Annotated in this window: 21 protein-coding genes; 11 read left to right on the top strand and 10 right to left on the bottom strand. The window is 52.3% G+C overall.

Annotated features, from left to right (window positions below):
• Positions 1-15: 15 nt before the first annotated feature.
• Genes speE through A0127_RS03385 form a run of 5 tightly spaced genes read left to right on the top strand, consistent with a single transcriptional unit; the run spans position 16 to position 3,461 of the window.
• Entirely contained in the window at positions 16-882 is an 867-nt protein-coding gene (gene speE, locus A0127_RS03405; protein ID WP_062387976.1) for a polyamine aminopropyltransferase, read from the top strand.
• Positions 883-1,764 (top strand): lysylphosphatidylglycerol synthase transmembrane domain-containing protein, encoded by an 882-nt coding sequence (locus tag A0127_RS03400; RefSeq protein WP_062387974.1) that lies wholly within the window; start codon positions 883-885, stop codon positions 1,762-1,764.
• A 32-nt stretch (positions 1,765-1,796) separates the two neighbouring features.
• Entirely contained in the window at positions 1,797-2,468 is a 672-nt protein-coding gene (locus A0127_RS03395; RefSeq protein WP_062387972.1) for a hypothetical protein, read from the top strand.
• Positions 2,449-3,267 (top strand): hypothetical protein, encoded by an 819-nt coding sequence (locus tag A0127_RS03390; RefSeq protein WP_331710455.1) that lies wholly within the window; start codon positions 2,449-2,451, stop codon positions 3,265-3,267. Before A0127_RS03395 ends, A0127_RS03390 begins: the two co-directional genes overlap by 20 nt.
• Positions 3,268-3,317: 50 nt before the next feature.
• Positions 3,318-3,461 (top strand): C2H2-type zinc finger protein, encoded by a 144-nt coding sequence (locus tag A0127_RS03385; RefSeq protein ID WP_011249098.1) that lies wholly within the window; start codon positions 3,318-3,320, stop codon positions 3,459-3,461.
• 80 nt (positions 3,462-3,541) lie between these two features.
• Here the strand turns inward: A0127_RS03385 and A0127_RS03380 are convergent, their stop codons facing one another.
• A complete protein-coding gene (locus A0127_RS03380; RefSeq protein WP_062387966.1) occupies positions 3,542-4,540 on the bottom strand; it encodes a cell wall-binding repeat-containing protein in 999 nt (332 codons plus the stop codon).
• A 46-nt stretch (positions 4,541-4,586) separates the two neighbouring features.
• Positions 4,587-5,261, bottom strand: coding sequence for a metal-dependent hydrolase (locus A0127_RS03375; RefSeq protein ID WP_062387964.1), 675 nt, complete (start codon positions 5,259-5,261; stop codon positions 4,587-4,589).
• A 178-nt stretch (positions 5,262-5,439) separates the two neighbouring features.
• Here A0127_RS03375 and A0127_RS03370 point away from each other — a divergent pair, with 178 nt between their 5' ends.
• Genes A0127_RS03370 through A0127_RS03355 form a run of 5 tightly spaced genes read left to right on the top strand, consistent with a single transcriptional unit; the run spans position 5,440 to position 9,979 of the window.
• Positions 5,440-6,816: an acetate--CoA ligase family protein gene (locus tag A0127_RS03370; protein WP_062387961.1), complete on the top strand. Its 1,377-nt coding sequence runs from the start codon at positions 5,440-5,442 to the stop codon at positions 6,814-6,816.
• Between the two features lie 2 nt (positions 6,817-6,818).
• The gene (locus tag A0127_RS10590; RefSeq protein ID WP_197463597.1) at positions 6,819-6,977 is read left to right on the top strand and encodes a hypothetical protein; all 159 of its coding nucleotides are present in this window, start codon (positions 6,819-6,821) and stop codon (positions 6,975-6,977) included.
• Positions 6,964-7,425, top strand: coding sequence for a type II toxin-antitoxin system VapC family toxin (locus tag A0127_RS03365; RefSeq protein WP_062387958.1), 462 nt, complete (start codon positions 6,964-6,966; stop codon positions 7,423-7,425). The genes A0127_RS10590 and A0127_RS03365 overlap by 14 nt, the downstream gene beginning before the upstream one ends.
• Positions 7,426-9,369, top strand: a complete 1,944-nt coding sequence (gene iorA, locus A0127_RS03360; RefSeq protein WP_062387955.1) for an indolepyruvate ferredoxin oxidoreductase subunit alpha — start codon at positions 7,426-7,428, stop codon at positions 9,367-9,369. It abuts the gene before it with no gap.
• A 1-nt stretch (position 9,370) separates the two neighbouring features.
• On the top strand, positions 9,371-9,979 hold the full coding sequence (locus A0127_RS03355; RefSeq protein WP_062387952.1) for an indolepyruvate oxidoreductase subunit beta: 609 nt from the start codon (positions 9,371-9,373) through the stop codon (positions 9,977-9,979).
• Positions 9,980-10,002: 23 nt separating this feature from the next.
• Here the strand turns inward: A0127_RS03355 and A0127_RS03350 are convergent, their stop codons facing one another.
• The 4 genes from A0127_RS03350 to A0127_RS03335 all read right to left on the bottom strand — a co-directional run bounded on the left by A0127_RS03350 (position 10,003) and on the right by A0127_RS03335 (position 13,192).
• Positions 10,003-11,007 (bottom strand): histone deacetylase family protein, encoded by a 1,005-nt coding sequence (locus tag A0127_RS03350; protein ID WP_062387948.1) that lies wholly within the window; start codon positions 11,005-11,007, stop codon positions 10,003-10,005.
• The gene (locus A0127_RS03345) at positions 11,004-11,603 is read right to left on the bottom strand and encodes a hypothetical protein (RefSeq protein WP_062387944.1); all 600 of its coding nucleotides are present in this window, start codon (positions 11,601-11,603) and stop codon (positions 11,004-11,006) included. Before A0127_RS03345 ends, A0127_RS03350 begins: the two co-directional genes overlap by 4 nt.
• A gap of 75 nt (positions 11,604-11,678) precedes the next feature.
• Positions 11,679-12,251 (bottom strand): TATA-box-binding protein, encoded by a 573-nt coding sequence (locus A0127_RS03340; RefSeq protein ID WP_011249087.1) that lies wholly within the window; start codon positions 12,249-12,251, stop codon positions 11,679-11,681.
• 101 nt (positions 12,252-12,352) lie between these two features.
• Complete coding sequence (locus A0127_RS03335) at positions 12,353-13,192, bottom strand: SDH family Clp fold serine proteinase (protein WP_062387941.1); 840 nt, start codon at positions 13,190-13,192, stop codon at positions 12,353-12,355.
• A 71-nt stretch (positions 13,193-13,263) separates the two neighbouring features.
• On the opposite strand from A0127_RS03335, the gene A0127_RS03330 reads away from it, so the two are divergent.
• Positions 13,264-13,680: a DUF356 domain-containing protein gene (locus A0127_RS03330; RefSeq protein WP_062387939.1), complete on the top strand. Its 417-nt coding sequence runs from the start codon at positions 13,264-13,266 to the stop codon at positions 13,678-13,680.
• Here the strand turns inward: A0127_RS03330 and A0127_RS10695 are convergent.
• The 4 genes from A0127_RS10695 to A0127_RS03320 are packed head-to-tail and all read right to left on the bottom strand — an operon-like array spanning position 13,675 to position 14,843.
• Positions 13,675-13,854: a PIN domain-containing protein gene (locus A0127_RS10695; protein ID WP_231855816.1), complete on the bottom strand. Its 180-nt coding sequence runs from the start codon at positions 13,852-13,854 to the stop codon at positions 13,675-13,677. The two genes, A0127_RS03330 and A0127_RS10695, sit on opposite strands and share 6 nt — an antisense overlap.
• Positions 13,855-13,882: 28 nt before the next feature.
• Positions 13,883-14,089, bottom strand: coding sequence for a PIN domain-containing protein (locus A0127_RS10690; RefSeq protein ID WP_231855799.1), 207 nt, complete (start codon positions 14,087-14,089; stop codon positions 13,883-13,885).
• The gene (locus A0127_RS10470) at positions 14,086-14,265 is read right to left on the bottom strand and encodes a hypothetical protein (RefSeq protein ID WP_156471146.1); all 180 of its coding nucleotides are present in this window, start codon (positions 14,263-14,265) and stop codon (positions 14,086-14,088) included. Before A0127_RS10470 ends, A0127_RS10690 begins: the two co-directional genes overlap by 4 nt.
• Positions 14,266-14,300: 35 nt before the next feature.
• Positions 14,301-14,843, bottom strand: coding sequence for a multiprotein bridging factor aMBF1 (locus A0127_RS03320; RefSeq protein WP_062387937.1), 543 nt, complete (start codon positions 14,841-14,843; stop codon positions 14,301-14,303).
• Between the last annotated feature and the right edge of the window lie 68 nt (positions 14,844-14,911).

Genomic DNA, 14,911 nt, shown 5'->3' with positions numbered 1-14,911 from the left:
CTGATGGTGGGACTCATGGGATACAACGAGCAGGAGAGGGCTTTCATCGAATGGTATCCTCGGGGCTATGGAGTTGGCTTTAAGGTAAAGAGGAGGCTGTTTGAGACACAGACAGAGTACCAGCGCCTTGAAATATACGAAACAGAGGGCTTTGGAAAGCTCCTCGTACTCGATGGGACAGTTCAGCTTGTGGAGATTGGCGAGGAGAGCTACCACGAAGTTCTTGTACACCCGGTGATGCTTGCACATCCGAACCCGAAGAGAGTTCTCGTCATAGGTGGTGGAGACGGCGGAACGCTCCGTGAGGTTCTTAGGCACGACACCGTTGAGAAGGCTATAATGGTGGAGATAGACGAAGGTGTCGTGGAAGCATCTTACCTCTACCTGGACGTCGCCAAAGACCTCCTTGACAGGCTTATAAAGAAGGAAGAGCCGAGGGCAGAGCTGATAATCGGCGACGGCGTCAAGTACCTCAGGGAAACAGGGGAACGCTTCGACGTTATAATCGTCGACTCAACCGATCCCGTTGGCCCAGCGAAGCTCCTGTTCTCCGAGGAGTTTTACAGGGACGCCTACGAGAAGCTGAACGATGAGGGTCTTTACATTACCCAGGCCGGCAGCGTCTACCTGTTCACGAACGAGCTCCTCGACGCATATAAGGCTATGAAGAAAGTCTTTGACAGAGTGTACTACTTCAGCTTCCCGGTAATAGGCTACGCCTCGCCCTGGAGCTTCCTCATTGGAGTCAAGGGAGACGTTGACTTCACTAGGATAGACCTTGAGAGAGCAAAGAAGCTCGACCTCTACTATTATGACCCTGAAAGGCACGAGACCCTCTTCCAGATGCCGCGCTACGTCAGAAAACTCCTAGAGGGACAGTAATTGAGCAACAAGAGAAAAGCTCTAACAATAGTACTGACGGTGGGTATAACATCTTACCTAATATACCGTGTTCACTCGGAGGCTTCGTCGGTTGAGTTCAGTCCGGAGCTGTTGTTCTCTCAATATTTTCTCCTCGCCTGCATCACAGGTTTAGCCGGCTATCTCCTCTACACTATGCTCTGGTACGTCTACCTGAAGAAAAGGGGCATCGGTTTCAAGAGAACACTGCTTGCGACGCTCTCGGGGACGTACCTTGGGTTTTCCCTTAACTCTGCGGTCGGGTTTCTGGTTAAGGTTCGCCTGCTTGGGACGGACTACTGGTACACCTTCGGCGTTGGGCTTTTGGCTATGACAACGGAATATGTCTCAGGCCTCACACTGATTGCAATCCTTGAAAAAGACATAGCGGCAGGTATAGTTGCAGTAATGCTGGCTAGTACGATAATATCCGAGAGAGTTGCCTACATCATAGCCCACTCCCGTATCCATCCAGTAAAATTCCGAGAAAGGTTTGACAAAACGTACAGAGGATGGAAAGAAGCTAGGGGTGGAAGCTCTGTATTGTTGGCCTTTTTGGTTGGGACTGCAATGATATTTACAAATGCGGCAACCTTAGTTCTCGTAGGAGAAGCCCTTGGAGTTTATATTCCCTATGGAAAAGCACTCAAGGGAGTTCTTTACTCATCGTTCCTAGGAGGAGTCCTGGGAACACCAGGGGGAATTGGAGCAAATGAACTGGGTGTTACCATTGCCATAGGCAACGGAGCAGCCCAGATCGTTACTGCATTCCTCTACAAGACCCTCACAACTTACCTCTATGCCCTCGCTGGAGCGGTTGCATTCTACAGGGTTGTCGCCGCTGGAAGACCAGAAGACTATTAACCTTCGAGCACCAAGTATCAAGGGGCAGAGCTATGGACGTCTTTGAAGAAATAGAAAAGCGTGAAAAACGGCTCAATGCAATAATAGAGATTGCAGAGGACAGGCTGAAACACATCGAGGAGTTAGGTGTGAAAGCTAAGGGGCCCCAGATAAAAGATTATTCCGCTTACTATGTTTTCATCACGCTGATCGGCATCATCCTTGGGACTGCCGTTCTTGCTTTCGTTTCCAGAAGGGTTGGAAGCAGGATAAACATCCCAATAAAGCTGTATGCAGTGCTCTTACTCTTGTTTTCAATACCTGCGGTCTACTACATTCTCTTTAATCGGAAACCCGAGGAAAGTCCTGGCTCAGACCTCGTTGAGAGGGAGCGCATGGCAAGGATACTCCTTGAAAGGTTTTACAAACCGTTCAGGGAGGCAGTACAGGCAGATGACAGGGTGAAAATTGAGGAACTGGCGAACAGGCTACTAGAGGACCCCATACTTGCTTCTTCCATGGAGATTCTGAACGAAGGAGACCCGAAAATAGTCGCCTACGCACTCTTACTATATGCAAGGTACGAACCAGGACTGGAAAATGAGGTGAAAGAGACTCTCAACATTGTGACGAACAAACCAACGAAGGCCCTCCTTGAGGCCCTGCTGAGGAAAGGTTATAATCCTCAAGAACAGTCTAAGATAGGTGGAGACCGTGAGGCTTGAAGTGTTAAGCCGTGAGGATATGAACGAACTCTCCAGAAAGCTCAGCCGGGCAGGAATAATGAACAGACCGGTTGAAGAAACGAAACCGGAGATAGAGCACTACCTGATAGTTAGAGGGAAATACTCAAAACTCGTTGAACTCAGTCCAAAGGCGCCTATTCTTGGGGAAGAACTTGAGGCAATTCAGCTTGCCTATGAGGAGCTTATGCGCGACTGGGAAGTCGGCCAGGAAAAGCCCTTGAGCGAGCTTTTTGGAGAGCCCGATCTCTCGAAGCTGTCCCTGATAACGGCCCTGATAGGTGAGGGAGCCGTCGAGGAGCGCGACGGGGTGCTCGTCCTGAGGAATAAACCCCCTTTGGATAACCTTGAACTTGAGCTCAGGTTCCCCATTGATGAGCTTGAAGAGGAGCTTGATGAGCTCGATAATCTGAATGCAACCCTCATAACGGAGTACACCCTGAGCAAGCACTACTACGTTGAAGTCCTTGAAGTTGACAGGGAGCTCCTCGAGAACGCGCTTGAGATTGCAGAGGAGTACACGACTGATGAAAGTCTAGTTGAAGCGACTTTTGATGCGATAGCTCGCTCTGTATTGGCTGAAAAAATCCTTGAGCTTGCAGAAAAGCACAGGAGAAAGAACGAACTTGTAGAAGCGCTTATGGAGATAGAACCCATAACAGTGGAAACCGACGGGGACAGGGTGAACATCTACTACGATGAGGACACCGTAGAGGACTTCCTCAAAACTCTACAAACGCTTGGGTATCTGAAAGTCAAGGGGAACAGAATATGGGTGTAACCAGCAAAATTTAAAAGTCCAAACCCGAAGGATGGCCGGGGGTGGAGGAGATGGCGGTGCTGAAGGCCATCAAGATCGAGGACAGGGATGGAGAGATACTCTTCCGCTGCCCGAGGTGTGGAATGGTCTTCCGCAGTGCCAAGGCATACACGAGGCACGTGAACAAGGCCCACGGCCATCTCTTCCGCAAGTGATTCAGCTTTCCCTCTTTTTTGGGGATGAGGAGACAGCCAGGACCCTGAGAAAAGTGATGAACGGAGGGCTTGTCCGACCCTCACTCGCGCATAATGATTTCCTTCGTCAGCTTCACAATAAAGGTCTTTCCGGTTTTTTCGCGTTCAACGAGCTGTTTCTTTTCGAGCTCCTGGATTATCCTGCTTATAGTTGGGCGTGAATAGCCGGTGAGCTCTGGAAGCTCCTCCTGTTTTATGGTTCCGCCCTTTTCAAGTATTGCCTTAACGACCGCACGCTCCTTCTCAGTCAGAACCTCGATGGGAACTCTGTTGGCGGCCCACTTCTTTTTGGCGTAGTACAGCGAAGCGGGAATTGCAACGGCGAGTGTAAGTATAACAGCCCCGATTACATAACCCCAGTTTGTCTTCTCCGGAACCGTGGAAGTTGGTACGGATATAGTTATGTTCTCCTGGAGCCAATAGGTGCTGTATCCCATAGCTTGGAGTTCTTTCTCAATATTTTTGGAGAGACCCGCTCCAATGAGAATGACGGTCTCTGGCTTCAACCGGGAGAGGGTGTCCTTAACGGACTGAGATATATTCGATGGGTTGGTAAGGAGGAACGGCCTGTCGTAGGCCATCGCCCATCTGGCAGCGGCGAGAGCAGAACCGTAGTCGCTCGCACTGGCTAGGACAACGGCGTCAATTCCAGATGGGTAGAACTCCTCGGCCAGCTTCGCAGCGGTATCAACCCTGGTTTCACCACCTATCCTGGTGACCTGAAAGCCAAGGCTCATCAGCTGCTCCTGAACCCTCTGGCTTATTGCTTGGTAGTCTCCTATAACGAGGACGTGGTACCATCCGAACTGCTCATAGCTTTGAAGCTGAGCCAGGGTGGCAGGGTCAAGCTCCTGGGGGTTTACGGGGAGAATTGGGACATCGAGGTGCTTGGAGTATGGAAGCGCAACTATGTAGTCTATGAGGTCATCGTTGCGGACTATTATGAGGTCGTATTCGGAGTTCTGTGCGCTCACGGTTGGGAGCAACAGCGGAAGAAGGAATAGCGCCATTACTGCTACCGCTGAGATTTTTCTGTCCATTTCACCACCTGAGAGTAAGCTAAGAAGAGAAATTTAAAAAGGTTTTTCAAAGCTCAAGCTCCTCTCCGGGCTGGAGGATAACAACTTCGGCCCTGTCACCGACGAGCTTCTTGAACTCCTCGGGGTCCTGGGCTATCGGCGGCCAGGTGCTGTAGTGCATCGGAACAACCTTCCTCGGCTTGAGGAGTTCGACTGCTTTGGCGGCTTCCCTCGGCCCCATCGTGAAGTGTCCACCTATCGGGAGGAGGGCAACGTCAATCGGGCCGTAGAGCTCGTTGAAGAGCGCCATGTCTCCAAAGACAAATGTGTCTCCTGCGTGGTAGATAGTCACTCCGTCGAGCTTAACTATGTAGCCGCAGGGATTGCCTATGCTATGCACTCCGTCACTGCTTGAGTGCCAGGCCGGAACCTGGACGATGAAGACCCCGTCAATGGTGGTTGGCCCGTAGTTCATGCCAACGGTCTCGACATCGCTCGCCCTCTGGGAGATGTAGTTGGCTATGTCGTACATTGCAACTATTTTCGCCCCGGTTCTCCTGGCTATCTCTATGGCATCTCCGATGTGGTCGCCGTGGGCGTGGGTAACGAGTATGAGGTCTGCTTCAACCTCTTCGGGCTTGACGGCGGCCTTTGGGTTGCCGCTGAGGAACGGATCTATGAGTATCTTCTTGCTTCCCTCGATCAGAAAAGCCGCGTGGCCCAGGAACTTCACCTTCACCATCGCCACCACCTCCAGAGTTAAAATAACCGAAGCTTACTTAAAGGTTTCGGGTGTTCTTTGAATGACTTATTATGCTCATAAAGGACTCTTTAAGCTCAACAATGCCGAAAAATTCTCCGATGCCCGTTTTGGGAAAGCTTATATACGCTCTAACCAAGATTTAAACGGTGAGTGATTGATGACGTTCGACTACTTCTTCAAGCCGAGGGGAATAGCGGTCATAGGAGCATCAAACGACTCGCTCAAGCTGGGCTACGAGGTCTTCAAGAACCTCAAGAAGTACAAAGCTGGGAATGTTTATCCAGTCAACGTCAAAGATGAGGTAGTTCAGGGAGTTAAGGCTTACAAAAACATCAAGGACATCCCGGGAGAGGTTGATCTCGCTATTATCGTCGTGCCCAAGAGGTTCGTTAAACAGGCGATAATAGACGCCGGTGAGAAGGGCGTCAAGGGCGCGGTCATAATAACTGCCGGCTTCGGTGAGACCGGTGAGGAAGGCAAGAGGGAAGAACGGGAGCTCGTGGAGATTGCCCACAAGTACGGCATGAGGCTCATCGGGCCGAACTGCGTCGGTGTTATGGACACCCACAACGACATGAACGCGACCTTCATCATGGACGCCAAGAAGGGGAGCATAGCCTTCATCAGCCAGAGCGGAGCTCTGGGGGCTGGAATAGTCTACAAGACCGTTAAGGAAGGTATAGGTTTCTCCAAATTCGTCAGCATAGGCAACATGGCCGACGTTGACTTCTCCGAGCTTATGGAGTACCTCGCCGACACGGAGGAGGACAAGGCGATAGCCCTCTACATCGAGGGTCTCAAGGACGGCAGGAAGTTCATTGACGTTGCCAAGAAGGTCACCAAGAAGAAGCCCGTCATAGCGCTCAAGGCAGGCAGGAGCGAGAGCGGTGCGAGGGCAGCATCAAGCCACACAGGTTCACTCGCCGGAAGCTGGAAGATCTACGAGGCGGCCTTCAAGCAGAGCGGGGTTTTAGTTGCTGATACAATCGACGACATGATCAGCATGGCAAGGGCCTTTACCCAGCCGCTCCCGAAGGGCAAACGCGTAGCCATAATGACCAACGCCGGCGGCCCGGGAGTTCTCACTGCCGATGCCATAGACAGGAAGGGCCTCAAGCTGGCAAACCTTGAGGAGAAAACTATTGAGGAGCTCCGCTCCTTTCTCCCGCCGATGGCGGCCGTGAAGAACCCTGTTGATATGATAGCCTCTGCTCGCGGAGAGGACTACTACAAGACTGCGAAGCTCCTGCTTGAAGATCCTAACGTGGACATGCTGATAGCAATCTGCGTCGTCCCAACCTTCGCCGGAATGACCCCGACTGAGCACGCCGAGGGCGTCATCAAAGCCGTAAAAGAGGTCAACAACGGAAAACCTGTCCTCGGACTCTTCATGGCAGGCTACGTCAGCGAGAAGGCCAAAGAGCTTCTTGAGGAGAACGGAATCCCGAGCTACGAGAGGCCTGAGGATGTGGCTGCTGGCGCCTACGCTCTCGTCCAGCAGGCGAAGAACGTTGGGGTACTGAGGGAGGAGTGATTATGGAAACCCACGCAAAGCCCGAGGGCAAGGGGACAAAGCTTCCCAAGGTGGCTCCACCCACGATCAACGACCTCTACGAAAGGATGAAGGAACTAATTGGAGAAGTCGAAAAAGACCCTCACAAACTCCTGAAGGAGATGCGGGATGCTCGTGGTTGATACTTCCGCTCTGGTGGACGCCGTAATACCCGTGAAGGGAAAAGAGCACAGAAATGAACTGGCGAGACAAGCGATATCCAGTGCCGAGAGCGCTGGAATTCCATTAGCTATGCCACGACTTGGGGTAGTTGAGACTATAAGCCTTGTCAAGCGGCTTACTGGGAAGGATGAGGCAGTCGCTCTCATTGAAGAGTACCTATCGAGCAGAGTTCTCCAGGTTTCAGAGGATTGGATATTCGAAGACGCAAAAGATGTCGCAAGAAAAATCCACCCTCGGGCTGCTGATGCATACTTCATCTCTACTGCCAAGAAATTTGACGCAATTTTAATCTCCTCAGACAGAGATATGGTTAGCAGGGCCCGAAAAATGGGCGTTAAGGCGTTTTACATTTTGGACGAAGCTGAACTTGAGGATTTCCTGAAAGAGGTATCTGGAGGTGCAGTTTAGATGGCGAAAGTTACCGACATAGTGTTGTGGGACAAGCCCGGGGAAAAGGTGCTTCTCCTAGGCAACCACGCGATAGCGAGGGGAGCGCTCGAGGCGAACATAGCCGTTTACGCCGCCTATCCAGGAACGCCGAGTTCAGAGCTCACCGACACGATGGCAGCCGTCGCAAAAAAGGCAGGAGTCTACATGGAGTACTCGACCAACGAGAAGGTCGCCTTCGAGACGGCTTTAGCCGCAGCATGGAGCGGCCTGAGGGCAATGACTGCAATGAAGCACGTTGGTCTTAACGTCGCGGCCGATAGCTTCCTCAGCTCGGTCGGTATGGGGGTTGAAGGCGGCTTCGTCATAATGGTTGCCGACGACCCGAGCATGTGGTCTTCACAGAATGAGCAGGACACAAGAGTTTACGCCAAATTCGCCAATGTCCCGGTTCTCGAGCCGAGCTCACCCCACGAGGCAAAGGAGATGACGAAGTACGCCTTCGAGCTGAGCGAGAAGTTCAAGCACTTCGTCATCCTGAGAACTACAACTAGGAGTTCCCACGCGAGAGGCGACGTCGTCCTCGGCGAACTTCCTGAGGAGATAAAGACCGGTAAGAGGAAATTCGGAAAGTTCAAGAAGGATCCGACGAGGTTCGTTGACATTCCCGCTCACGCTAGGAAGTTCCACCCACAGATACTTGAGAAGATCGAGAAGATACGCGAGGAACTCAACAACTGTCCGTTCAACTGGATCGAGGGCAAAGAGGACGCAAAGGTCGGGATCATAGCCCCCGGTCTAAGCTATGCCTACGTCAAGGAGGCCCTTGCCTGGCTCGGAGTTGATAACGTCAAGGTGCTCAAGCTCGGAACGCCGTTCCCGGTTCCGTACGGCCTGCTTGAGAAGTTCTTCGACGGCCTCGAGAAGGTTCTAATCGTTGAGGAGCTTGAGCCGGTGGTTGAGGAGCAGGTTAAGACCTGGGCCTACGACAAGGGCCTGAGAATCCCGATCCACGGAAAGGACCTCGTGCCGAGAGTTTACGAGATGACCACGAGGAGGGCAGTCGAGGCCATAGCAAAGTTCCTCGGCCTTGAAACGCCAATAAACTTCGCCGAGATCGACGAGAAGTACGAGAAGGTCTCCCAGATAGTTCCGCCGAGGCCGCCGAGCCTCTGTCCAGCGTGCCCGCACAGGAACACATTCTTCGCCATAAGGAAGGCAGCTGGCCCCAAGGCGATATACCCGAGCGACATAGGCTGTTACACCCTCGGTGTCCTCCCGCCGCTCAGAACTGTTGATACAACGGTTGCCATGGGTGCCTCCATCGGTATCGGCCATGGCCTCAGCATAGCGATGAATGGCTCACTCGCCGAGGAAAAACACAAGGGGGGCAAGGAGAAGCAGATTATCGTCGCTACCATCGGTGATTCAACGTTCTACCACACAGGCCTGCCAGCCCTTGCCAACGCCATCTATAACCGCTCCAACGTTCTCATAGTCGTCCTCGACAACGAAGTTACGGCCATGACCGGCGACCAGCCGAACCCCGGAACGGGGCAGACGCCCCACGGGCCAGGAAAGAGGATACTCATCGAAGAAGTTGCAAGGGCTATGGGTGCTGACTTCGTTGAAGTAGTTGACCCGTACGACATAAAGGCCACCTATGAGACCATAAAGAAGGCCCTCAAGGTGGATGGAGTGAGCGTAGTCGTCTCAAGACAGCCGTGCGCCCTTTACAGGATCGGCCAGATGCGCAGGAGGGGCGAGAAGTGGCCCATCTACCACGTCATCGAGGACAAGTGCACCGGCTGTAAGATCTGTATCAACGCCTACGGCTGTCCGGCGATCTACTGGGACGCCGAGAAGAAGAAGGCAAAGATTGACCCGACGATGTGCTGGGGCTGCGGCGGATGTGCCCAGGTATGTCCGTTCGATGCGTTCGAGCCCATGAAGGAGGGTGAGTGAGATGAAGGAGTATAACATCGTTATCACCGGAGTTGGCGGGCAGGGAATTCTCACCGCTGCCAACCTTCTCGGCTGGGCTGCCCTGAGGGCAGGCTACAAGGTTCGTGTCGGCGAGGTTCACGGAATGAGCCAGCGCTTTGGAAGCGTCATAGCCTATGTCAGGTTTGGAGAGAACGTTTACGGTGCTATGGTTCCCGAGGGGAAAGCCGACGTCATACTCTCCTTCGAGCCTGTCGAAGCTCTCCGCTACATCAACTACCTCAAGAAAGGTGGCCTTGTCTTCACCAACGCGAGGCCTATTCCACCTGTCCAGGTCTCGATGGGGCTAGCAACCTACCCAACGCTTGAGGAGATGAAGAAGATAGTTGAAGAAGACTTCGGCGGCAAGTTCATGGCCTTCGATGCTGAGAAGTTGGCCATGGAGGCTGGCAACATCGTAACCACAAACGTCGTCCTAATCGGCGCCCTCAGCCAGACACCCGGCTTCCCGCTCTCGGAGGAGCTGATAAAGGAGGTCATCAGGATCAGCGTTCCGCCGAAGACGGTAGATGTCAATATGAAGGCCTTTGAGCTTGGGGTCAAGGCGGCAAAGGAGATGCTGGGGCTTTGAAGTTCCACTATTTTTCTCTTTTGTTAGAACTCCCACCACTCACCCAGTATTTCTTTAATCCTTTCTACTGTGTTTAAAGTCTCAAAGGACGGATGCACTGGAACTTCAAGGCGCTCTTTACTGAGGTATCCCGCCATAAAAGCCGGCAGTCCCTTCTCAAGCCCCACGCTGTATCCCCCTTCTAGTACTACTGTCAGGGGATATCTTGCCAGTGTTGTCCCGGCGTAGGCGTAGAAGACCTCACTCAGCCGGAGCGTTGTAAGGCCGTCTCCGTGGAAGCCGTCAAAGCCAGCTGAGACGATTATAACATCGGGCTTGAACTGGGCAACTATCGGCAGAACAACCTCATTCCAGGCATAGATGTAGTCATCGTCACCCGAATAATGGGGCATCGGGATGTTGACCTTGGTTCCCTCTGCACCCTTTCCTCCAATCTCATATTCGTAGCCACTACCGGGATAGATGTCCCTCTCGTGGAGATCTATATGAACAACATCGGAATCGTTCCAGAGTATCTCCTGTGTTCCGTTGCCATGGTGGGCGTCGAAGTCAATAACCAGGGCCTTTCCGGTGAGTCCTTCGAGGAGCTTTGCAGCATAGGCCGCGTTGTTGAAGATGCAGAAGCCGAGAGTCGGCGCGTTGAAGGCCCTTCCCTTCCTGCCGGCGTGATGGCCCGGCGGTCTGACCAGGGCAAGGTAAAGCCCTTTCTCATCGAGGACAAGCTCAACCGCTTTCTTAACAGCACCAAAGGCGTGGCGCGCGGCATTAAACGTGCCGGGAGAAACGTAGGTGTCGGGATCAAGATAGTCAAAAGACCTTCCCAGTTCTTTTACCAGCTCCACGTACTCCCCATCATGAACCCTGAGGAGCTCCTTTTCCTGAACTGCTTCAGGTTCGATAACATTTTTCCACAGACCGGCTTTTTTAAGTCCCTCAACAGCTCTTTTCAGCCTACCCGGATTCTCTGGGTGGTATCCATCGGGCCGGTGTTCAAGGGAAATCGGAGTATAGAGAATCCCGAACTTCAAATGTACCCCCTCTCGTCCTCTTTGACAGCCTTTTTAAGTTCCGCCAGAAGTGCTTCGGCATCTTCCTTGCTCATGCCAACCTTCTTCGTGAGGAACTCAAGTATCTCCCTCTCGCTGGCACCGTTCTGCATTCTCTCAAACACCATAAGGGCGAGTCTCTCGAATACCATCTCCTGGAACTCCTGGGTCAGGCCAAGGGAGTCCATGAGGACGTTCATACCCACGAGGAGAGCTGTCAAGGCATCGTTGAACTCCTCCTTTCCGAGGCTTTTCTCGTCCAGATCAACCCTGAGGGTTACCTCATCGTTCATCCCGCTGAGGGTGAACTTGAGGAGGTTCATGCGCTCGTTCAGGATGAGGAGCGTATGATACACCTTGACCTTTTCCTCGAGTCTCATCGCTATGGTCTCAATCCCGCTCGGAACGGCCAGCCGGACAAATCCGTCCATGAACAGGACGTTCAGGAGAAACGGTATCTTCGGATGCTCGGCAACGTAGTGGTTCTCTCCCACCTGCCTGACGTTCCAGGGGAGATCAACTATGTCCTCGGCATCATCGTTGCCCGCTTTAAGCCACTCTAGAACCTGGGTATGCATCGGATACCACCTTTAACACATAGAGAACATGTCCTTAAAACAATATTGGGGTCACAAAAAGATGAGTGGAAGGGATCACCATTCCTCTTCTTCCTCGATGAGGCCGTACTTCTCCAGCTCGCGGAGGAGCTTCTTGACGGCTTCCCAGGCGTCCTGCTCGCTCTTGGCGCCCGAACAGACGATCTTTCCGGAGGAGAAGAGCAGTATTACGGCCCTAGGTTCCTTGACGCGGTATATAACGCCCGGGAACTGCTCGGGCTCGTATTCACAGTTCGGAAGGATCAGAGCAACGGCATCGAGGTTGAACTCCATACCAATGTCACCGCTGAAGACCATGTTCTGGATGTCTATCTGGGGCTCCCTGGTGAATTTGGCACCTATTTTCTTCAGCATCTCGATTAGCTTATACACGGCTCTCTTGATGTCATCAACGCTCTTTGCACCCGTTACAACGAGCTTTCCAGAGCTGAATATCAGAAGAGCAACTTTCGGGTCGTCAAAGCGGCAGATTATGCCCGGGAACTCCTCTGGATTGTACTTGGAGCTCGGGCAGATCTCTATGACCTTCTCAAGGTTGAGGTCTGTAAAGAGATCGACAGAAGCGACTATATTCTCAATCCTGAGCTTTACATTGCTCATATCCACCAAGGTTTACACCTCCGAATGGTGGGTTTAAAAACCCTTTATAAATGAGGGCCGGTGCTTTTTAAAGGTTTAGGTTAAAGAAGTTGCAGGCAAAGTGCGAAAACTCACTTCTTTTCCTGCTTCACCGGGTATGGCATGAACTCGACAGTTCCCCTCTGCTTAACCGGCTGTTTGTAAAGCTCCATAAGGGCGTAGACTTCCTCAGGGACATCGGTCTCAACGTTGAGGCCCAGCTCCCTGGCGTGGTCAACGGTTATCGGGTAGTCGTGCGTCCATCTGCCCTCCGTGAGTATCTGGGCCAACTCCCTTGCCTTCTCCTCTCCGTACTTGTCCTTAAGGAGGTTAAACACGAAGTCCTGAACCTGCTTTATGGCCTTCTCGGCAACGTCGGCCAGGATTAGGGTCTGGTCGTCAACCTTCTCCGGACCCTTTTTCTCAACAGCCCTCAGTATGCTTGGAGCGGGGTACTGCCCAAGCTGTGGGTCAACGGGCCCGAGGACAGCATTTGGATCCATGATTATCTTGTCAGCGGCGAGTGCTATGAGTGTGCCGCCGCTCATGGCGTAGTGTGGGACTATAACGCGCGTCTCAGCCGGGTGCTCCTTAAGCGCTCTCGCTATCTGGGTTGCCGCCAGGACAAGGCCCCCGGGGGTGTGGATTATGAGGTCTATCGGCTTGTCCTTTGGTGCACTCCTAATTGCCCTGAGCACTTCCTCGCTGTCCTCTATGCTGATGAACCTGTAAACGGGTATTCCAAAGAGCCCTATGCTCTCCTGCCTGTGGATCATTGCTATTACCGTGGAGTTCCTCTTCCTCGAAAGCTGGGCCATGAGCCTTGCTCTGGCAGCCTGGAGTGCCCTGAATTGAAGCTGGGGCCACATCAGCAGGTAGAGGAAGAAGAGCCACCATAGCAGAGACCCAAAAAATCCACTTAACGGGTCCACAGTATTCACCTCCAGTTAGTTTCATCCTAATCCTTTATAAAGATGTGCCAGCAACTTACGCCGGTGAGAACATGAGAAACACGATAGTGCTCGTGAGGGCCGACAACTTCCAGAAGGCGAGCGTGGCTCTAGCTGATCTCGTCCGCTACGGCGGGATGAAGATAAGGGGAGACCCGAGGATAATACCGCCGGCCCTCTCTGAGTGGGTCTTTGAGAAGGTTAGCGGCGAGAAGCCGAGGAGAAAGTTTAAAGCCCATGTAGTTGCCCAGATAGACCTTCCGCCGAGGAAGGCCATAGGCAGGCTGATGGACATTCATCCTCCAGCCCACGTTCTCGTAGTCCCGCCGGACAGCGAGGCGTGGGAAGAGCTGATGAGGCTCTGGGGAACTTTCGAGAAGCTGAGGGGCTTCCATCCTCCGAAGAGAACGAAGGCCGAGGAGATCGAGAGGAAGAGGAAAAAGCGGGAAGATGAAGATTTGGACTTATAGGAGTTCTAGCTCCTCTTTCTTAGCCTCTTTTATTAAATCTTCGTCCAAAGTAGCGAGCCGCTCGATGTTGTTAACTTTGCACGCCGCTAGGATTATGGCGTCGTTTGGAAGAATGTTGTACTTCCTCATGAAGTTGTAGGCCTGAAGTAAGGCCTCTTCATCCGTTGGAAGAATGTGGAACTGGGTTATGAAGTCGAGCGGTTCATCCTCCTTTATGAACTCTGGTATTTTTCCAGAGCTTTTGAGTGTAAGAGGCGATACTCCAGATTTCAGGCGGATATAATGGAACAGGGTCGTTTATTATTGCAACTGCCCCCGTATCAGCGAGATAATTTAGAACCTCCACAGCCTTTGGGTTTCCTTTTAGTCCTTCGATAAGAACGGAAGAATCAACGAAGACTTCGATCATTGGAGATACCACTCCTCCTCGTCTACCGAACCAGAGAACTTACCGAGGTACTTTTTAAGGATGTCCTTTTTTAGACCCTTTTTCTCTTCCTTCCTCAACAGCAGGGATATTTTTCTCTGGATGATTTTCTCAAGGCCCTTCGGGACCACAATGACTATCTCACCCATGATTCCCACCAATAAAGTTTTTTTGAAAAAGAAAATTTAAACTTTCACTTCTTCTTCCTCTTCTTGATCCTTATGTTGGCGATGTCGCCGAGCGTTGGTTCGTAGTCCCTTGGAATTGTCTTTTTCTCCTCGAAGGACTCTTCGCCGGCACTTTCGATGAGCTTTATCTTGAAGTACTTCTCAAGCTTTCTCGCCTCTTTTATCGTTGGCTCGCGGTAGCCGTGGGCTATTGCCCTGAGATCGTTCACAGAAAGCCCGATCTCGTGTGAAAGCTCCTCGTAGCTCTTGCCCGAGCGCTGGATTGCCCTGTAAACCCTCTCCGCAAAGTCCTCGACGATCTCCTCTGTAACGAGCGGCTTCGGCTGGTATGGTCTCGGCTGGGGTTTTGGACGGGATGCCGGTCTTGCAGTCCTCCTCGGCTGCCTTCCGGTGGGCATTATGCTGAAGGTTCCCGGCTTCTTACCGCCGTACTTTTCGTAGCACCTGTCACATACGAGAACCTCAGCTCCCTCTATCCTTATCCTGTGGCCCGGTCCCCTGATGGGGGAGCCGCATATTTCACAGTACCTCGGCTTGGCCTTTCCCATCTCAACCACCTTCTCTCTGACATAGAGAGTACTGGACAGGCTTTTTAAACCCGACGATTCAATCAACT

This window comes from Thermococcus peptonophilus (assembly GCF_001592435.1).
In the GTDB taxonomy this organism is placed as follows: Archaea; Methanobacteriota_B; Thermococci; order Thermococcales; family Thermococcaceae; genus Thermococcus; species Thermococcus peptonophilus.
The sequence above is the reverse complement of the archived record's forward strand: the minus strand, read 5'-3'. Positions and strand labels throughout refer to the sequence as shown.